Annotated in this window: 18 protein-coding genes and 1 riboswitch; of the genes, 8 read left to right on the top strand and 10 right to left on the bottom strand. The window is 70.2% G+C overall.

All coding sequences use genetic code 11. From position 1 onward, the window contains the following. Position 1: 1 nt before the first annotated feature. The 6 genes from ACZ6SQ_RS01465 to ACZ6SQ_RS01490 form a co-directional block, all read right to left on the bottom strand. Positions 2-310, bottom strand: a complete 309-nt coding sequence (locus ACZ6SQ_RS01465) for a hypothetical protein (protein ID WP_469555402.1) — start codon at positions 308-310, stop codon at positions 2-4. 368 nt (positions 311-678) lie between these two features. Continuing rightward, a complete protein-coding gene (locus ACZ6SQ_RS01470) occupies positions 679-1488 on the bottom strand; it encodes an ABC transporter permease (RefSeq protein ID WP_386376724.1) in 810 nt (269 codons plus the stop codon). Beyond that, positions 1485-2507, bottom strand: coding sequence for an ATP-binding cassette domain-containing protein (locus tag ACZ6SQ_RS01475; RefSeq protein WP_469555405.1), 1023 nt, complete (start codon positions 2505-2507; stop codon positions 1485-1487). Before ACZ6SQ_RS01475 ends, ACZ6SQ_RS01470 begins: the two co-directional genes overlap by 4 nt. A gap of 199 nt (positions 2508-2706) precedes the next feature. Then, the gene (locus ACZ6SQ_RS01480) at positions 2707-2937 is read right to left on the bottom strand and encodes a DUF6479 family protein (protein ID WP_469555409.1); all 231 of its coding nucleotides are present in this window, start codon (positions 2935-2937) and stop codon (positions 2707-2709) included. Positions 2938-3312: 375 nt separating this feature from the next. Further along, entirely contained in the window at positions 3313-3999 is a 687-nt protein-coding gene (locus tag ACZ6SQ_RS01485; RefSeq protein ID WP_469555411.1) for an HAD family hydrolase, read from the bottom strand. Beyond that, positions 3996-4448 carry an Lrp/AsnC family transcriptional regulator gene (locus ACZ6SQ_RS01490; protein WP_469555414.1) on the bottom strand — a complete coding sequence of 151 codons (453 nt, stop codon included), beginning with the start codon at positions 4446-4448 and terminating at the stop codon, positions 3996-3998. Before ACZ6SQ_RS01490 ends, ACZ6SQ_RS01485 begins: the two co-directional genes overlap by 4 nt. Before the next feature lie 108 nt (positions 4449-4556). On the opposite strand from ACZ6SQ_RS01490, the gene ACZ6SQ_RS01495 reads away from it, so the two are divergent. Both ACZ6SQ_RS01495 and thpR read left to right on the top strand, forming a co-directional pair. Beyond that, positions 4557-5501 (top strand): SMP-30/gluconolactonase/LRE family protein, encoded by a 945-nt coding sequence (locus ACZ6SQ_RS01495; protein WP_469555417.1) that lies wholly within the window; start codon positions 4557-4559, stop codon positions 5499-5501. A gap of 179 nt (positions 5502-5680) precedes the next feature. After that, a complete protein-coding gene (gene thpR, locus ACZ6SQ_RS01500) occupies positions 5681-6265 on the top strand; it encodes an RNA 2',3'-cyclic phosphodiesterase (protein WP_469555420.1) in 585 nt (194 codons plus the stop codon). 99 nt (positions 6266-6364) lie between these two features. On the opposite strand, the gene ACZ6SQ_RS01505 is transcribed toward thpR, so the two are convergent. Both ACZ6SQ_RS01505 and ACZ6SQ_RS01510 read right to left on the bottom strand, forming a co-directional pair. Beyond that, entirely contained in the window at positions 6365-6571 is a 207-nt protein-coding gene (locus ACZ6SQ_RS01505; RefSeq protein ID WP_469555422.1) for a DUF2180 family protein, read from the bottom strand. A gap of 170 nt (positions 6572-6741) precedes the next feature. Continuing rightward, positions 6742-7575, bottom strand: coding sequence for a glutamate ABC transporter substrate-binding protein (locus tag ACZ6SQ_RS01510; RefSeq protein WP_469555425.1), 834 nt, complete (start codon positions 7573-7575; stop codon positions 6742-6744). Positions 7576-8161: 586 nt separating this feature from the next. Here ACZ6SQ_RS01510 and ACZ6SQ_RS01515 point away from each other — a divergent pair. From ACZ6SQ_RS01515 to ACZ6SQ_RS01525, 3 genes are all read left to right on the top strand, one after another. Continuing rightward, positions 8162-8602, top strand: coding sequence for a VOC family protein (locus ACZ6SQ_RS01515; RefSeq protein WP_469555428.1), 441 nt, complete (start codon positions 8162-8164; stop codon positions 8600-8602). A 428-nt stretch (positions 8603-9030) separates the two neighbouring features. Continuing rightward, positions 9031-9252: riboswitch (cobalamin riboswitch) on the top strand. A gap of 164 nt (positions 9253-9416) precedes the next feature. Beyond that, positions 9417-11735 (top strand): 5-methyltetrahydropteroyltriglutamate--homocysteine S-methyltransferase, encoded by a 2319-nt coding sequence (gene metE, locus ACZ6SQ_RS01520; RefSeq protein WP_469555431.1) that lies wholly within the window; start codon positions 9417-9419, stop codon positions 11733-11735. Positions 11736-11873: 138 nt separating this feature from the next. After that, complete coding sequence (locus ACZ6SQ_RS01525; protein ID WP_469555434.1) at positions 11874-12476, top strand: carbohydrate binding domain-containing protein; 603 nt, start codon at positions 11874-11876, stop codon at positions 12474-12476. 88 nt (positions 12477-12564) lie between these two features. Here ACZ6SQ_RS01525 and ACZ6SQ_RS01530 read toward each other — a convergent pair whose 3' ends face one another. Next, entirely contained in the window at positions 12565-13143 is a 579-nt protein-coding gene (locus ACZ6SQ_RS01530) for a TetR/AcrR family transcriptional regulator (protein WP_469555436.1), read from the bottom strand. A gap of 91 nt (positions 13144-13234) precedes the next feature. Here ACZ6SQ_RS01530 and ACZ6SQ_RS01535 point away from each other — a divergent pair, with 91 nt between their 5' ends. Then, the gene (locus ACZ6SQ_RS01535; protein WP_469555439.1) at positions 13235-13681 is read left to right on the top strand and encodes an anthrone oxygenase family protein; all 447 of its coding nucleotides are present in this window, start codon (positions 13235-13237) and stop codon (positions 13679-13681) included. A 167-nt stretch (positions 13682-13848) separates the two neighbouring features. Here the strand turns inward: ACZ6SQ_RS01535 and ACZ6SQ_RS01540 are convergent, their stop codons facing one another. Further along, the gene (locus ACZ6SQ_RS01540) at positions 13849-14808 is read right to left on the bottom strand and encodes a sugar ABC transporter substrate-binding protein (RefSeq protein WP_469555442.1); all 960 of its coding nucleotides are present in this window, start codon (positions 14806-14808) and stop codon (positions 13849-13851) included. Positions 14809-15188: 380 nt separating this feature from the next. Between ACZ6SQ_RS01540 and ACZ6SQ_RS01545 the strand changes: the two genes are divergently transcribed. After that, on the top strand, positions 15189-16679 hold the full coding sequence (locus ACZ6SQ_RS01545; RefSeq protein WP_469555445.1) for a sugar ABC transporter ATP-binding protein: 1491 nt from the start codon (positions 15189-15191) through the stop codon (positions 16677-16679). After that, positions 16676-17710 carry an ABC transporter permease gene (locus ACZ6SQ_RS01550; protein WP_469555447.1) on the top strand — a complete coding sequence of 345 codons (1035 nt, stop codon included), beginning with the start codon at positions 16676-16678 and terminating at the stop codon, positions 17708-17710. Before ACZ6SQ_RS01545 ends, ACZ6SQ_RS01550 begins: the two co-directional genes overlap by 4 nt. Positions 17711-17823 lie beyond the last annotated feature (113 nt).

The following is a 17823-nucleotide window of genomic DNA, read 5'->3' on the forward strand; positions in this document are numbered from 1 at the left end:
CTCAGAGTCCGTATGCGCTCCACGGCGTGGCGTGAGCTTCCGGAGGGCAGATGCGCGCTCCTCCTCGGCGCCTGACCGCCCGGGTGCTGCCCGCGTGCTCAGTGGCGTACTCGATCGCCTGGACCGCCGTCAGGGCACGGACCGCGAAGCTCTGCGTTCCGAGGGTGCCGTTCACCCCGACGGTGGGCATGGTCACGAGCCAGACGTCGAGTGCCAGGCCGTCCGCCTCCGCCACGGAGCCCGAGGGGTGAAGAGGCCACTGCGCCGCCGACTCCTGGGGGTCGCCCTTCGGCTGAGAGATCAACGTCATGGCGTCTCCTGGAACGGGTCGGCACGCAGGGAGCCGACCTGGGCGCCTGCGTCGGTGAACCGCCGAGCGCGCCGGAGTGCCTCCACCATGGGGCGACATCGGGTGATGTGGTCGTTGCCTGCGAGTGGCTGGCATCGACCATGGCTGCCCGCGCTGCGGGCGTCAAGGGTCGCGGCACGATTTTCCGCAACTTGCAGAAAGTCCTTTCAGCGCCGCGAGCGATGCTAGAAGGTGCGACGTACGGTGCCAGAAGCCACGACGTGCGCCACGAGAAGGCACTACGTGCCGTGCGGAGCCGCCCGCCGCCTGCGGGTGCGGAGCCACCCGCCCACTGCGTACGGTGCGGCTCCGGCCGGTGACGGACCGGCTCAGACCTTCGCCCGGTACGCCCGCATCGCCAGCGGGTAGAACACGGCGGCTATCCCGGCCGCCCACACCAGGGACCACATCACGGGCTCGGCGACGGGCCCGCCCAGCAGCAGCCCGCGGAAGGCGTCCGACAGGTGAGTGACGGGGTTGAAGTCGCTCCATGCCTGAAGCCAGCCCGGCATCGTGTCCACCATGACGAACGCGCTGCTGGTGAAGGTGATCGGGAAGATGATCGTGAAGGCGAACGCCTGCACCTTCTCGGCGTCGCCCGCGAGCATGCCGATGAGCACGGCGCCCCAGGAGACCGCCGCGGCGAACACGACGACCAGCAGCACGCCCAGCAGGAACCCGCCGAAGCCGCCGGTGACCCGGAAGCCGAGCAGCAGGCCCAGACCAATCATCAGCAGCATCGCCCACACATGCTTGGCGAGGTCGGCCGTGATCCGTCCGATGAGCGGCGCGGACCGCGCTATGGGCAGGCTGCGCAACCGGTCGAAGACACCCTTGGTCAGGTCGGTGTTCAGCGCCATCGCCGTGTACATGGTCATGAAGAGGGTGTTCTGCACGATGATCCCGGGCAGGGCGTACTTCAGATACGCCTCCGGGGAGCCGGCCATCTGCCCGCCCAGGACGAAGGTGAACAGGAACACGAACATGATCGGCGTGATGCTGTAGTCCACCAGCTCCAGCGGGTTGTGCTTCACGGCGACCAGGGAGCGCCAGGCCATCGTGAACGTCTGCTGCAGCCCTGCGAGGGGACGCACCCTGCCGGACTTCGTGAGCGGCGCCGCGGCCGTGGTGGCGGTCATGCCGAACTCACCGCCTTCTCGTACTCGCTCTCGTCCGTACCGGAACCCGTGCCGGCATCGGAACCGGAACCGTTCGGCTGCTGCCCCGGCTCGGCCTTGTGGCCGGTCAGCGCGAGGAAGACCTCGTCGAGGGAGGACTTGCGGAGGCTGAGCTCACCGACGGCGATACCGGCGCGGTCGAGTGTTCGCACGACGGCGGGCATCAGCACCGGATCGTTCACGGGAGCGGTGATCATCTCGCCCTCGATGCGGGTGTGAGGCCCGGCAGCCTCCACGATCAGGGCGTGGGCGGAGGCCAGCTGCTCCCCGTGGACCGGCCGCAGCTCCAGCACCTGCCCGCCGACCTGCGACTTCAGCTCGTCGGGCGTTCCCTCGGCGATCACCTTGCCCTTGTCGATGACGACGATGTCGTCCGCGAGCACGTCGGCCTCGTTCAGATACTGCGTGGTCAGCAGGGCCGTGGCACCGTCGGCGACAAGCCCGCGGAGCAGGTCCCACAGCTCGCCGCGGCTGTGCGGGTCGAGTCCCGTGGTCGGCTCGTCGAGGAAGAGGATCTGCGGCCGTCCGACGAGGCTGGCGGCGAGGTCCAGCCGGCGCCGCATGCCGCCGGAGAAGGTCTTGACCGCCCGCCCGGCCGCGTCACTGAGCTGGAACCGCTCCAGCAGCTCATCCGCGCGGGCTCGGGCCTCACGCCTCGACATGCCGAGGAGACGCCCTATGAGCAGCAGGTTCTCGGTCCCGGTCAGGTTCTCGTCGACCGCGGCGTACTGCCCGGTAAGCCCGACGAGTGTCCGTACCGCGGCGGATTCCTCCACCACGTCGTGCCCGGCCACCCAGGCACGTCCCGCGTCGGGTTGCAACAGCGTGGCGAAGATCCGCACGGCGGTCGTCTTGCCCGCGCCGTTGGGGCCGAGCAGTCCGAGCACCGTGCCGGATCGAGCCGCCAGATCGACTCCGTCGAGTGCTTTTGTGTCCTTGAAACGCTTGGCCAGGCCCTCCGCCTGGATGGCATACGACATGGGAGTGTCCCCTCGCGGGTCGGTGGGCGTCACGCCGGCGTCCACTCCTCCAACCACTGTGCCGCACGCCACTGACAATCCTCCTCCGGATTACCGGCCGGGGACCTGCTCCCGCCTCCCCGGCTCATGCGGTGGCGCCGTCATCTGCCCAGGTCGGCCAGGTCGCGCAGCCGGCTTTCACCGCGGGGATCCGGGCCGGTCAGGGGCGCCGGCGGCCGGTGTCCCCGTCCGGGGTGTCCCAGGAGTCCTCGCGGCGCGCGGCGGCGGCCGACGGCCGGGCGACCGGTCCCGGGCCCGGGGACTTGCCTCGGGCCGCGCGGCGCGATCCCCACCAGAACGCGCCGAGGATCAGCAAAACGAGCACGACACCGACGACGATCAGGAGCAGCGACGGGAACCCGGACGCGGCCAGGGGCAGCATTTCGTTCATGCGGAGCGCGTTCCCCGCAAAGGCGGACTCACCCACGATGCGGCTCATCCGGACCGTCCGGACCGAACGCCCGCCTGCCTCAACGTCCGCACCCAGGGGCTGAGCACCCAGCGCCGCTTCGGAGCCCGCCAGGCCGAGAGCCTGGCACCACCCCTCACCGCGACCACCGGGAAGCTCACGGTCACTCCGTACTACACCGCCCTCGGCAACCTCAGCCTGCGCGTCACCGCGGCTCGGAAGAAGTGGAAAGCGAAGCGGGGCCTGTCCAGACATCTCAGAGCCATCGGCCGACGCCTCGGCAGACTCCGCGAACTCGTCCGTCCCCTCAGGCGGATCCCACAGCTGCGGCTCTCTCTCTCCCCCCCCCCCCGAGTGTCACCGCACGGTGAGCAGGTCCGGCAGGTCGCGCATGTCGTCGAAGACGATCGTGTCCGGTCCTTGGAGTCGTTCGGCGGGTGTCGGGCCTCCGGCGTAGCCGAAGACCCGCATACCTGCCGCCCGTGCCGCGGCGACGCCGGGCCCGCTGTCCTCGACCACCGCGCAGGCCGCCGGGTCGACGCCCATCCGACGGGCGGCGTGGAGGAAGAGATCGGGCGCGGGCTTGCCGCGGGGAACCTCGCTCGCGCTGTAGATCCGGCCCGCGAAGAAGTCGTACAGCCCGGTCCGGCCCAGGGTGTGGCGCATCTTCTCGTGCGAACCGCTGGAGGCGACACAGGTCGGCAGGGTGAGGGCGGCGAGCGCCTCGGGCAGTCCCTCCACCGGGTCGAGGCCGAGGTCCACCGCGTCCCGGTGACGCTGGATCAGCCGACTCCACCAGAGTCCGGCCGTCTCGACGCCGAGCCGCTCGGCGATCTGATCGGTGATGGACTCCTTGGAGCGCCCGATGAAGCGTTCGACCACCTCTTCGGCGCTGAGCGGCCAGCCCAGCTCCGCCCCGAGTGCGATCTGAAGGCGCACGGCAAGGCGTTCGGTGTCGACCAGGACGCCGTCACAGTCGAAGATCACGAGTTCTGTCGGCTTCGTCGTTCCGGCAACGCGGACACCCGGGCGCGAGCGGATCACGACTGGTCTCCCGTCAGCGGTGAGAGCGGCCGCTCGAAGAAGGTCTCCAGGACCACCGTCGCCTGCGTTCCGCTGACTCCCTCGATGGCGTAGATCCGGCGCAGCACGTCCTGCAGTTGCTCGGTGGTCGCGGTTCTGACCTTCACCAGCACCGAGGCGCTGCCGGCGATGACGTGCGCCTCCAGGATCTCGGGGAGGGCGGCGAAGTCCTGCGCCGAATCACCCATCCAGGACGTCGAGTCGACCATCACGTAGGCCAGGACGGCGCTGCCCACGGCGGCCGGGTCCACGTCGACGGCGGTCCGCCGGATGACGCCGCGCTCGCGCAGCTTCCGGACCCGCTCGTGGGCGGCTCCGGCGGACAGGCCGACGGCCTGCCCGAGGGCGGCGTAGGGCTGCGTGGCGTCCTGCTGGAGCTGAGCCAACAATGCGCGATCGATGTGATCCACAACTCTCCATTCGGAATTGGCTGGCGGTGACAGTATGTCATCTTGCAGGATGCAGATCGCGCCGATCCTGATTCGGCTTGGTAATGGGATTCGTGAGGAGTGGACTCCATGAGCGACGAGCGCCCGGGGCTGTACGAGATGTTCGACGACCGGTTCCGTGCCGGGAGGTGCATGAACGGTGACGACGCGCTGGAGGTCCTGTTCACCGGCTGCCGTTGGGCCGAGGGGCCGATCTATGTGCCCGCCTGGCGCCAGGTGGTGTGGAGCGACATCCCCAACGACCGGATGCTGAGGTGGGACGAGGAGACCGGCTCCGTCGGCGTCTTCCGCCGCTCCGCCGGGCACACCAACGGCAACACCCTCGATCGCGAGGGCCGGCTGATCACCTGTGAGCAGGGAAACCGCCGGGTGACCCGGACCGAACACGACGGCACCGTGACCGTGCTGGCCGACCGGTGGCAGGGCAAGCGCCTGAACAGCCCGAACGACGCGGCGGTGAAGTCAGACGGTTCGATCTGGTTCTCCGACCCGGACTTCGGCATCACCAGCGACTACGAGGGGTATCGCGCGCAGAGCGAGATCGGCGCCAACAACCTCTACCGCATCGACCCGGTCACGGGCGAAGTGCGGCTGGCCGCGGACTGCTTCGGCGCGCCGAACGGGCTGGTGTTCTCGCCCGACGAGTCGCAGTTGTTCGTCTCCGACACGCGGGCGGGCTTCGTCCGGGTCTTCGACGTGCGCGACGACGGCACCCTGTCCGAGGGCGAGATCTTCGCCGAGGCCGGGGGCCGCGTCAAGGCCCGCTTCGACAACCTCCGTTTCGACGACGGCGGCCGTCTCTGGGTCGCCGCGATGGACGACGGCGTGCACTGCTACGACCCCGACGGCACCCTGATCGGCCGTCTGAACGTCCCCGAGGCGGTCGCCAACATCTCCTGGGGCGGCGCCAAGCGCAACCGCCTCTTCATCACCGCGGAGACCAGCCTGTACTCGGTGGTCATGGGAGTCACCGGCACGCACCCCACCGGACCAGGACGACGCCCCTGGCTGTAGCCGAACGCCCCGACGAACTCTCCGCCGATGCCTCACCGGCGGGACCGTGATCGAGGGCGAGGCGGCGGGGCTCAGGTCGGTGCCGGGTGCGCCGTACCTGCCCGGTCCCCGTGCGGGTCCGCTTGCGTCCGCGGACCCGGATTCGGTCCGGGCCCGCGCGGTGGTGTACGAAGTCCTGCGTGAACGAACAGTCCAGTGCCTCCACCGTCCGCGTGTTCATAGCGCTGGCCCCGCCCGACGACGCCAAGGAGGAGCTGGAGCGGGAGCTGTGGCCCGCCTACGAGGCCTACCCCCGGATGCGGTGGAACCGCGTCGAGGACTGGCACATCACCCTGGCGTTCCTCGGTGAGCTCCCCGTTCGGATCGTTCCGCGCCTGCGGCAGCCGCTCGCGGACCTGGCGGCTCGGCGTGCGCCCATGGCCTTGGCGCTGCGCGGCGGCGGCCACTTCGACGACCGAGTGCTGTGGACCGGGATCGACGGGGACCTGGCCGGGCTCCACACGCTCGCCACGGAGGTCCGCGAGCTGGTCGGGGAGTGCGGGGTGACCTTGGAGGAACGCCCGCTGCGGCCGCATCTGACACTGGCCCGGGCCCGCCGCGACGATCCCTCCAGCGTGCTGGAGGTCGCCACGGCGCTCGCCACGTTCACCGGCCGCCGCTGGTACGCCGAGCGCCTTCACCTGGTCGGCAGCAACTTCGGTCGCGGCCCGGGCCCGATCCGCTACCGCGACATCGAGGCGTGGGGCTTCACCGGCGGGCAGTGACCGGGCAAGGCGCCGGCTCCTCGGCCCGGCCACGTCACCGCGCAGCGGGCGTGGTGGCCCCAGAGCCGGGGCCGGTCAGGGAGCCGAGCCCTGCCCCGGCTACGGCGACACTTCTGCCGCCCGGCACACCGGGCAGGTCAGCTGGCGGGCCGCCCGGTCATGTGTCACCTTGCCCGGACTCGCGGGTCCACGCAGCGCTTTGCCCTCGGTGCGTACATGGTCGATGCACACGGCCGCTCCGCAGACCCGGCACACGGCGACGGCGACCTGTTCACGCCCCAGCTGAGCACATTCGTAGCAGACCATGACAGGGCCTTTCGAACGCGGGAACCGGGCGCTTTCGCGACTCCCTCGTGGCCCCAGGCTTCCCCTCAGCCTTCGTGGACGCAACCAGGCGCACCTTCCTCACCGTGCCGCGGCGTCCCAGTCCAGGGCTCGGTCACTGAACTGGGGACAGCCTCGCGTCGACCCCGGGATCACTCCTTGACGACACCGATTCTCGGGGCAGGCTCGTACTGGTAGGTAAGGCCGAGGTTGCCCTTCACGGCCTCGCCCCAGGAGCCGTCACGGACCATCTTCTGGAGGGCCTTGTTCACCTCCTCCAGCATGGCGGTGTCGCCCTTCTTCAGGCCGATGCCGTAGTTCTCGTTGCTCAGCTTCAGACCGACCAGCTCGAACTGGTCCCTGTACTGCTTCTGTGCGGCGAAACCGGCCAGGATCGAGTCGTCGGTGGTCACCGCGTCGACCGCCCCGCTCTGCAGGCCGACGAGGCACTCCGAGTACGAGGTGTACTCCTCCAGCTGGGCCTTGGGCGCGATGTTCTTCTTGACGTTCTGCGCCGAGGTGGAGCCGGCCACCGAGCAGAGCTTTCCGCCGTCGAGATCACTGCCGGACTCGATGTCGGAGCCGGCCTTGACCAGCAGGTCCTGGTGGGCCAGCAGGTACGGGCCGGCGAAGTCGACCTTCTCCTTGCGCTCCTCGGTGATCGAGTAGGTCGCGGCGATGAACTTCACGTCGCCGCGGGCCAGCGCGTTCTCGCGGTCGGCGCTCTTGGTCTCGACGAACTCGATCTGGTCGGGCTCGTAGCCGAGCTCCTTGGCCACGTACGTGGCAACGTCGACATCGAAGCCGGAGAACTCGCCGCCCGGCTCCTTCAGCCCCAGACCGGGCTGGTCGAACTTGATACCGATCCTGATGGTCTCACCGGCGTGGGACCCCGAGCCCTGATCACCCTCACCGAGACACGCCGTCGCGGTCACAGACAGAACCAGCACGGCCATGGCCGCGGCGGGAACTCTGTGGAGCTTCATAACTGGACTTCCTTCGATTGATCAGGGCGATGCCGTGTCACGGAATCACGTACGACTTCACGGGCACGACGAGGTCCGGGGGTGCCGGATTGCCGACATGGGCCCCGGTTCGATCGGCGCGCGGCGCGCCAGGAACTGATTGCGCGCGGCCAGATCGGAGAAGCGTCCGTCCTCGACGAGAGCCATTCGATTTCGACGCGGACGGGGCGAAGCCCGAGCTGAGCGCGCCTCAGGGAAGGGCCAAGTACGGCACGGTCAATTCACCGTTTCCGGCCACGTCTCGCGTGGCATTCCCTGTCTGTTTGCGCACCGGCGCTCCGGTCATCGCCGCACGGCTCCGTCCTCCTCGGCTGCGCAGGACAGTAAAGATCCGGGACGACCAGCGTCATTACATCTGAGCTGAACTTGAGCATCACGATTGAGTAGGCAAACGACTACTCACCGGTAGGCATGCGCACCCCTGGCTACCCATTGCATTCAAGAACTTTCCCCATGTGGATCAGTTCTCTCGAATCAGCCACAATTCCTGAACGGACACTGCGACCCGCACGGTCGAGGGCCACACGAGGAAGAAGGAGAGAAGATCATGGCGATTCAGCGGATGGACAACGTCGGCATCGTCGTCGAGGACTTGGATGCCGCCGTCGCGTTCTTCGTGGAACTGGGTATGGAGCTGGAGGGCAGGACGCGGGTCGAGGGCCTGTTCGCCGACCAGTGCACCGGACTCGACGGCGTCCGCTGTGACATCGCGATGGTCCGGACCCTGGGCGGTCACAGCCGGCTCGAGCTGGCGAAGTACCTCAGCCCCGCGGCGATCAGCGACGGGCCGCGCGACCGGCCGCACAACATTCTGGGTACACACCGCGTCATGTTCGCCGTCGACGACATCGAGGACACCGTTGCCCGCCTGCGCCCCCACGGCGCCGAACTCCTCGGCGAGATCGCCCGTTTCGAGGACAGCTATCTGCTCTGCTACGTCCGCGGCCCGGAGGGCATCATCGTCGGACTGGCCGAGCAGCTGAGCTGAGCTGGAGCGATCTGGGTCCTGGTCCATGACCGACAGTGGACCAGCAGTCGGAGCGCAGGCGTGGGAGGGAACCCAGGGACGGCGGCCGGCCGGGGCCGGGGTCCGACGTTCTTCAGGACGCCGATGATGAACGACGTCCACGGCGACCCCGCCGACACCACGCTGTGGGGCGGCAAACCGGGCCGGGTTGCGGAAATTGATCCCCCTTCAGGAAGTCGTCGACACCGTGGTGGCCGGGATCGAGCGCCGGTCCCCGGTGATCGTCGCGCCGCGCCGCAACGCACTGGTCGTGCGGCACCACCGTCCCCGACGCCATCGTCCAGGCCACCAAGACCGGCTGGATCGCCCGGCGTTGAGACCGTCACCCGCGTGTGCCGGCTCACGTTCCGAGTGACGGACGTAACCCACCGGACTCGCCGCCTTCCCATAAGGTGGTCGGTGCAGCTGGTTCGCCCCGTCCGCCAGGCGGGGTGTCGCAAGAGGGAACCCGGTGGGAATCCGGGACTGCCCCGCAGCGGTGAGCGGGAACGACCGCCGTCATACGCACTGGGTCCGACGTACCGGACCCGGGAAGCGACGGCCAGTAGGTGTCCTCCGTCGAGGAGGATGTGCCCGCGAGTCCGAAGACCTGCCGACTGCCCGTGCGCGGACCACTCCGCGCGCGGAGATCCCGGTGACCTCGAGGGCGGGTCGGCGTACATACCAGGCGGACCACCGCGCTCGACGCGCACCTCGGTCCGTCCGGTTCGTCATCCCTTCGCGTTCTCGTCCCGTCTCCGGGACCTCAGGGAATCGTCTCGCGAAGGAGATCTCCGTGACCAGCAAGTCCGCTTCTGCGGCACCACGGGCGACCGTGTACGGCTACCCCCGCCAGGGCTCCGACCGGGAGCTCAAGAAGGCGATCGAGGGCTACTGGAGGGGGCGTGTCACCGCCGACGACCTCCGGGATACCGCCGCCGGGCTCCGCCGGAGCAACTGGCAGCAGCTCGCCGGCACCGGCATCCACGAGGTGCCGACCGGCGACTTCTCGCTGTACGACCACGTCCTGGACACCACCGTCATGGTCGGCGCGATCCCCGAGCGCCACCGCACGGCCGTCGAGGCCGACGCGCTCGACGGCTACTTCGCCATGGCGCGCGGTACCCAGGATGTCGCGCCACTGGAGATGACCAAGTGGTTCGACACCAACTACCACTATCTGGTGCCCGAGTTGGGACCGGACACCTCGTTCACCGCCGACTCCGTCAAGCAGGTCACCGAGCTCGAGGAAGCCCAGGCCCTCGGTCTGACCGCACGGCCGGTCCTCGTCGGCCCCCTCACCTACCTGCTGCTGGCCAAGCCCGCACCCGGCGCGCCCGCGGACTTCGCACCGCTCACCCTCCTCGACCGCCTGCTGCCCGTCTACGCCGACGTCCTCGCCGACCTGCGCGCGGCGGGTGCCGAGTGGGTGCAGCTGGACGAGCCTGCCCTGGTCCAGGACCGCACCCCGGCCGAACTCAACTCCGCTGCCCGCGCCTACCGCGACCTCGGCGCCCTCATCCGGCGGCCGAAACTGCTGGTCGGCTCCTACTTCGGCCGCCTCGGCGACGCGCTCCCCGTCCTGGCGAAGGCCCCCATCGAGGGTCTCGCCCTGGACTTCACCGGCGCGGCCGCGGCCAACCTCGACGCGCTGGCCGCCGTCGGCGGGCTGCCCGGCAGGCGTCTGCTGGCCGGCGTCGTCGACGGCCGCAACATCTGGATCAACGACCTGTCGAAGTCGCTGTCCACTCTCGGCACGCTCCTGGGCCTCGCCGACCAGGTCGACGTCGCCACCTCCTGCTCCCTCCTGCATGTCCCGCTCGACGCCTCGGCGGAGCGCGACATCGACCCGCAGATCCTGCGCTGGCTCGCCTTCGCACGGCAGAAGACCGCCGAGACCGTCACCCTCGCCAGGGCCCTCGCCCACGGCACCGACGCCATCGCCGGTGAACTCGCGGCGAACCGTGCCGACCTGGCCTCCCGAACCGGCTCGCCCATCACCCGCACTCCGGACGTACGGGCCCGCGCCGAAGCCGTGACGGACGCCGATTCCCGCCGCTCCCAGCCGTACACCGAACGCGCCGCGGCGCAGCGCGCCCGTCTCGCGCTGCCGCTGCTGCCCACCACGACCATCGGATCGTTCCCGCAGACCGGCGAACTGCGCACCGCCCGCGCCGACCTGCGCGCCGGGCGCATCGACACCGTCGGCTACGAGGAACGCATCGAGGCCGAGATCCGGGACGTCATCGCCTTCCAGGAGAAGGCGGGCCTGGACGTCCTGGTCCACGGCGAGCCCGAACGCAACGACATGGTCCAGTACTTCGCCGAGCAGCTGACGGGGTACCTGGCCACGCGGCACGGCTGGGTCCAGTCCTACGGCACCCGCTACGTCCGTCCGCCGATCCTGGCCGGCGACGTCTCGCGCCCCCGGGCCATGACCGTCCGCTGGACGGCCTATGCCCAGTCCCTCACTCCTCGCCCCGTCAAGGGCATGCTCACCGGACCGGTCACCATGCTCGCGTGGTCGTTCGTCCGCGACGACCAGCCCCTCGCCGACACCGCCCGCCAGGTCGCCCTCGCCCTGCGCGACGAGGTCGACGACCTTCAGGCGGCCGGGACCTCGGTCATCCAGGTCGACGAACCCGCACTCCGGGAGACCCTGCCGCCGCGCGCAGCCGACCACGCCGCCTACCTGGCCTGGGCGACCGAGGCGTTCCGGATCACCACATCCGGTGTCCGCCCGGACACCCAGATCCACACGCACATGTGCTACGCCGAGTTCGGCGACATCGTCCAGGCGATCGACGACCTCGACGCCGACGTCATCAGTCTGGAAGCCGCCCGCTCCCACATGCAGATCGCCCGCGAACTCGCCGCCCACGGATACCCGCGGGAAGCGGGGCCGGGTGTCTACGACATCCACTCCCCCCGCGTACCCGGCACACAGGAGGCCGCCGACCTGCTGCGCACCGCACTCGAAGCGATCCCGGCCGAGCGGCTGTGGGTCAACCCCGACTGCGGACTGAAGACGCGGGGCTGGCCCGAAACCCGGGCCTCCCTGGAGAGCCTGGTCGCCGCGGCCCGCACGGTCCGAGGTGAGCTGCCCGCCTCCTGACCGAAGCGACCGTGCGGGGCCGGACGCACCACCGACGACCCGGCCCCGCACGGTCCTGGAGGCAGGCGTCGCCCGGCGGGCGGGCCTTCGGCAGCGAGGGGCTCACCCGGGGCCACGGCGTCCAGTACCACCGTCCGGGTGCGCGTCACCCACGCGAAGGCCGGCCATGTCACGTACTCCCTGAACGACGGGGCCGCCCGGCCACTGCGCCTGGACGCCGACGGCTTCTACTCCGGCGACTGGTCCATCGACCCGGACCGGTCCGAGAATCGCTCGGTGACCCTGGAGGTGAGTGCGCGGGTGGCGGGCCGGACGCTCACCGACTCCGCGCTCGTCTTCCTCGGCGAGGTGACACCCCTGCCGGCCGGGTGGGTCGACGACTTCGAGAGCTACGCCGGGGACGACGTCACCCTCAGCGAGACGGTCGACGCGGACTGGTCCGCCTTCACTTCTCTGTCGCTGTGGCTGAAGGGCGACGGTTCCGCCAACGGCGCCACCCTCCAGATCGTCGCCGACGGGGTGTACTTCGAGTACGGGGCACCGCTCGGCGACACGACCGGCAAGGAAGTCGACGCACCCTTCAGTGAGTTCAAGCCTGCCCCCTGGGACACCTCACACGCCGGAGCCGTCCTCGACGCGGCCCGTCTCGCCAAGGTGACGGCGTTCAATCTGTACCTCGGCCATGGGAGCGGAGCGGCGACCACAGGCACGGTCTACGTCGACAACATCAGAGCTCACTAGCACACCGGCGCGGCCGCCAGTGAGGCCGCAAGCAGGCAGGCGGCCTTGGACTGAGGGCCCCGGCCGCGCGCCCGCCAGGCCCGGTGGGTCAGAACATCGCCAGCCGATCCACCAGCAGTTCCACCCTGCGCTCGGTGTCCTCGGGCGGGAGCCGTCCCGCCCGGGTCAGGGTGGCCAGTCCGTGCAGGGCCGCCCAGAACGTCTCGGTGAACAGGCCCGGATGGACGCCGTCCCCGGCTACCTCGCCAAGGCTTTCCAGCAGGGCGGCGAAGCCGTCCTTCAGCGGCTCCGGGGTGTCCTCGTGCGCGAACGCCAGGCCGCCGTCGAGCCGGAACATGGCGTCGTAGACCGCCGGGTTGCGTTCGGCGAAGTCGAGGTAGGCGCGGGCCAGCGCGGTGACCCGGGCGCGGGGACCGTCCGCGGCGGAGGTCGCGGCCCGCAGCGCCACCGCCATCTCGGCGGCACCCTGGAGGGCCACGGCGCCGATGATCTCGCGCTTGCCGCGGAAGTGGCTGTAGAGGACGGGCTGGCTGTACTCGATGCGCTCGGCGAGCCGGCGCGTGGTGACTGCGTCCCAGCCCTGCTGCTCGGCGAGTTCGCGGGCCGTCGCCACGATGAGGCGCTCGCGGTCCGCCCGTTCCCGCTCCTTGCGTTCCTGTACCGACATAAGTCGATCCTAGCACCGCTAGACAATCGAGCGGCAGCAGTACTAGCGTTGCCTCATCTGCTAGCAATGCTAGATATCTGGAGGGGCAGCCATGCTCAGCGCACTCGAGGTGTTCACCACCGTGGCCGTCGGCCTGATGGTGGGGGTCGAGTTCTCCGTCGCCTTCGTCGTCAACCGAATCCTCGCCGCACTCCCCGAGGACAGCGGCCAACTCGGCCGCGCCCACGGGGGCCGGATGCTCGGCGCCGTGATGCCGTTCTGGTACATCGGCTCGTTGATCCTTAGTGCGGTCTGGGCCGTCACCGGTTGGCACCGCCCTGGCGCCGGCCTCGTCGTCATCGCCGCCGCGCTGCTGATCGTGAGCGTGATCATGTCGGTTGTGCTGCTCGTCCCGATCAACGACCGGGGCAAGACGTGGACCCCGGAGAACCGGCCCGCGGACTGGAAGGAACAGGCGAACCGCTGGGACCGCTACCACTACGTCCGCGTCGCCGTCATCATCGCCGCCTTCACCCTGCTCGTCGCCGCCCTCGCCTGAGCCCACGCGGAGCTGCCCGCGACGGCACCGCCGTCGCACGCCGTGTTCAGAGTTGACCGGCCCGGGCGCGCCCGGGCCGGTCGACTGCGCGGCCCAGTGCGTCGGGGTGGCGGCGTGCCCCTGCACGCGACAGACGGCGGACGCCTTCGACCGCGGGGCCCGCGGCCTCACATGTCCGAGGGACAGTACAGCGGCGCGCTGTCGGCGTCGTCCTTGGTGATGAGACGGATCGGCGTGTGGTCGATCCTCTCGGCCTTCTGCCGGCGCATCAGGGAGATGGTGTTCCTCACCGCCAACTCGCCCGTGTCGGCGGCCGAGTTGGCGACCGTCGCCGAGAAGCGTCCGTCCTTGAGCGCGGCCAGGCCCTCGTCGGTTCCGTTCACGGTGACGATCTTCACCGCCGTCGCCCCGCCCGCGTCGAAGGCCTCCCGGGCGGCGAAGGCCATGTCCTCGTTGGCGACGAAGGCGTAGTCCAGACCCGGATGCTCATGGATCATGGCCGCGGCCGCCTTGCGCGCGGTGTCCGCGTCGAACATGCCGAGCTCGTGGGAGACCACCCGCACCGTGGCCGGCAGCGCTCCGGTGAACGCGCCGACCAGGATGTCGGAGGCGGCACCGGGCGCTCCGGCGATCACGCCGGCCTCGGCCGGGCGGCCCGCCGCGTCCTCGCTGATCCACTCCGCGTCGAGTCTGCCGACCTCCGCGAGGTCGACCACGACCGCCCCCAGGATGCCGGTGGGATCGGCGTCGACCGAGGTCAGAAAGACGGGTATGCCGGCCTTCTCCGCCTGGGCGATGTCGTTCTTCAGCGCCTGTGTGTTGACCGTCTGGAGGATGATCACGTCCACTCCGCGGGCGATCATGTCCTGGACGTTGGACAGTTCCCGCGCGGCGTTCTGATGCGAGTTCGCCGTCACCAGCTCGGTGAGATTCCGTCTGGCCGTCTCCACGACGGACCGTTCCAGACAGGTGTGGAACGGCGTGGTGCCGCCGTTCACGAATCCGATCTTCAGCGGGCCGTCGTAGGCATCCGCGCCGCCGGGCCCAAGCGTGCAACCGCCGAGCCCGAGCACGGCAGCCAGCAGGACCGCGGTCGATGCCTTTCCGGCACGGGAGGAGTCGGGCATGGCGGGGCCACCTTCCAGGAAGTTCGGGACACTTCGGGGTGCGGGAAGACGGCGAGGCTGTCGCCGGGCGCCGGTCGAGGCTAGAAGCCCGGATCCGCGAAGGGACGCCCTCGGGAGTGCAGCTTTACGTTGCAGGACGTGCGGGGTGAAGTCCGCGCATCCGCGGGTACGGTCTCGCACCATCGCACGGCGAAACCGGACCGTGCCCCGACACAAAGGCGGATCCCCGTCATGAGGCTCCCCGTTCTCTCCGAAGACCTCGCCGTGCCAGGCACGGGTCCGAACACCCTTCAGGTGGATCTTCAGTCCGACCAGGAGCCGCGGTTCCCGGCTGTCCGCGGCCACGGCCCGGTCGCCGCGGTCGCGGACGGGGCCCGGTCGTGACGGCTCCGGTCGTGCGCGTCCGGGGCGTCACCAAGCGCTTCGGCGGGGCCACCGCGCTGAGCGGCGCGGACCTCGATCTGCGCGCCGGTGAGATCCACGCGCTCATGGGCATGAACGGAGCGGGCAAGTCGACCCTGGTCCACGTCCTGGCCGGCGTGCACCAGCCGGACGAGGGCGGCGTCGAGATCGACGGCCACACCCACGCCTCGCTCACCATGCGCCAGGCCCGCAGGCTGGGCGTGTCCTTCGTCCCCCAGCGCCGCGAACTGGTCATGGGCCTCACCGTCGCGGAGAACGTCCTGCTCGGCGACCTCCCGGTCACCCGCGGCCGCGTCGACTGGCGGTCGGTACGCACCCAGGCCCGCGCGGCACTCGACGCGCTGGACATCCACCTCGACGTGGAACAGCGGGCGGGCGAACTGACGGTCGCCGAGCAGACCATGGTCGAGGTCGCCCGCGAGGTGCGCCGCGGCGGACGCGTGCTCATCCTCGACGAGCCGACCGCCTGTCTGGGCGCGGACGCCGCGGCGCAGGTCAAGGGACTGGTTCGGCGACTGCGCGACGAGGGCATCGCGATCGTCTACATCTCGCACTACATCGACGAGGTGCTGGAGGTCGCCGACCGGGTCACCGTCATGCGCGACGGACAGGTGGTCCACAGCGGGTCCGCCGCTGAACTGGACGGTCCCGGCCTGGTCCGGCACATGGTGGGACGGGACGTCGTCTCGCGCCGCCCGGCCCGGCCGAAGCCGAAGGACGAGGTCGGACTGCGGATCGGCGGACTGACCCGGGGGCGGTTCATCCGCGACTTCGGCGTAGAGGTGCGCGAGGGAGAGGTGGTCGGTGTCCTCGGCGCCGCGGGCGACGCCCAGTCCTTCCTCTTCGATCTGCTCTCCGGACGGGCCCGCCCCGAGGCCGGTCACCTCGAAGTCGGCGGCCGGCCCGTACCGCTCGGGCGCATAGGCCCCTCCCTGCGCAGCGGTCTGCGATGCGTCACCGGCGACCGCCGCAACCTCGGCCTCGTCGCCGGGCTGTCGGTCGACGAGAACCTGATGCTCGCCGGTGACCGCTTCGCCCGGCGCCGTCTGCACCGCGAGGCCGACGTCGCCCGCCGCGCCGCCCCGCACCGTGACGCGTACGGCGTGGTCACTCTGGCCCGCAACCCGGACGTCGGCACGCTCTCGGGCGGCAACCAGCAGAAGGTGCTCCTCGCCAAGTGGCTAGAGACCTCACCCACGGCCGTGTTCCTGGAGGACCCCACCAACGGGGTCGACGTCGCGGCCATGGCCGACATCCACACCATCATCGACGAACTCGCCGGCCGCGGAGTGGCGGTGCTGCTCGCCTCGTCCTCCGCCGAGGAGGTCATGCGCCTGGCGGACCGAGCCGTCGTCGTCCGCTCCGGCCGCGTCGTCGCCGAACACGACATCACCCGCACGACCCGCGACGAACTCGTCGCGACCGCCCTGGGGGGTAGGAACTCATGAGCCTCAAGACCGCACCCGGCACCGACGACTCCCTCGGCGTACGCACCGGACGACAGCCCGCCCGGTACGCCGGGCTCGCCCGGCGCATCGCCCACGTCCCGCACCTGGGCCTCGTGGGCGTGCTCGCGGTGGTCGCCATCGTCGTCGGAGCCCAGAGCGACGCCTTCTTCACCGACGACAACCTCCTCAACATCGCCCGCCAGGTCAGCGTCGCCGCGGTGATCGCCGCGGCCCTCACCCTGGTGATGACCGCGGGCGGCATGGACTTCTCCATGGGCAGCAACGTCTTCGTCATCGCCGCCTTCTCCGCCCAACTCCTGCACGGCGGCACGTCCGTGACCGTGGCGGTCCTCGCCTCCGTCGCCCTCGGCACGGGCATCGGCCTGGTCAACGGGCTCGTCATCACGTACACCAATGTGGCGCCGTTCGTCGTGACCCTCGCCACCGCCACCATCCTCGACGGTGTCTCGCTCATCGTCCTCGACGGCAGGACGGTGTCCAGCGGAGGCGCACTGTCCGGCCTGGGCAGCGGCTATCTGCTCGGCATTCCCAATCTGACGCTGCTCGCGGCCGTCGTCCTCGTCCTCACCGCACTCGTCATGAAATACACGGCCTTCGGCCGGGACCTGTTCGCCATCGGCGGCAACGAACACGTCGCCCGCCTCAGCGGCATCGCCGTGAACCGCGACAAGCTGCTCCTCTACGCCGCGGCGGGCGCGCTGTCCGGCCTCGCGGGCGTCATGCTCCTGTCCCGTCTGGTCTCCAGCAGCCCCAGCCCCGGCGGCGGACTGATGCTCGAACTCGGTGCGGTCGCGGCCGTCGTCATCGGCGGCACCTCGCTCGCCGGCGGCCACGGCACCGTCGTCGGCACGGTCCTCGGCGTCCTGCTCCTGGGCGTCGTCGCCAACGCGCTGAACCTGCTGCAGATCTCGTCCTTCTACCAGCCGGTCTCCGTCGGCGCCGTCCTGGTCGTCGCGGCCGTCGCCAACCAGTTGCAGAAGTCCCGCCAGGGAAAGGGCCAGGGCCACTGACGGCACCGCCCGTCCGCGACTGACCGCACCGCCCGTCGGTCACCGAGCGTCCCGCTCCTCACGTACGACCACCCATTTCCGGTCGTACGGCCCCCCGTCACACCCCCGACCGC

The sequence above is a fragment of the Streptomyces sp. NPDC048600 genome, assembly GCF_055587025.1.

Bases quoted from the DNA above. Each gene is read 5' to 3' on its own strand.
- ACZ6SQ_RS01510 (WP_469555425.1), bottom strand. From the start codon at position 7,575: ATGAAGCTCCACAGAGTTCCCGCCGCGGCCATGGCCGTGCTGGTTCTG.
- ACZ6SQ_RS01475 (WP_469555405.1), bottom strand. From the start codon at position 2,507: ATGTCGTATGCCATCCAGGCGGAGGGCCTGGCCAAGCGTTTCAAGGAC.
- ACZ6SQ_RS01550 (WP_469555447.1), top strand. From the start codon at position 16,676: ATGAGCCTCAAGACCGCACCCGGCACCGACGACTCCCTCGGCGTACGC.
- ACZ6SQ_RS01540 (WP_469555442.1), bottom strand. From the start codon at position 14,808: ATGCCCGACTCCTCCCGTGCCGGAAAGGCATCGACCGCGGTCCTGCTG.
- ACZ6SQ_RS01470 (WP_386376724.1), bottom strand. From the start codon at position 1,488: ATGACCGCCACCACGGCCGCGGCGCCGCTCACGAAGTCCGGCAGGGTG.
- ACZ6SQ_RS01530 (WP_469555436.1), bottom strand. From the start codon at position 13,143: ATGTCGGTACAGGAACGCAAGGAGCGGGAACGGGCGGACCGCGAGCGC.
- ACZ6SQ_RS01495 (WP_469555417.1), top strand. From the start codon at position 4,557: ATGAGCGACGAGCGCCCGGGGCTGTACGAGATGTTCGACGACCGGTTC.
- ACZ6SQ_RS01515 (WP_469555428.1), top strand. From the start codon at position 8,162: ATGGCGATTCAGCGGATGGACAACGTCGGCATCGTCGTCGAGGACTTG.
- ACZ6SQ_RS01480 (WP_469555409.1), bottom strand. From the start codon at position 2,937: ATGAACGAAATGCTGCCCCTGGCCGCGTCCGGGTTCCCGTCGCTGCTC.
- ACZ6SQ_RS01505 (WP_469555422.1), bottom strand. From the start codon at position 6,571: ATGGTCTGCTACGAATGTGCTCAGCTGGGGCGTGAACAGGTCGCCGTC.
- ACZ6SQ_RS01535 (WP_469555439.1), top strand. From the start codon at position 13,235: ATGCTCAGCGCACTCGAGGTGTTCACCACCGTGGCCGTCGGCCTGATG.
- ACZ6SQ_RS01465 (WP_469555402.1), bottom strand. From the start codon at position 310: ATGACGTTGATCTCTCAGCCGAAGGGCGACCCCCAGGAGTCGGCGGCG.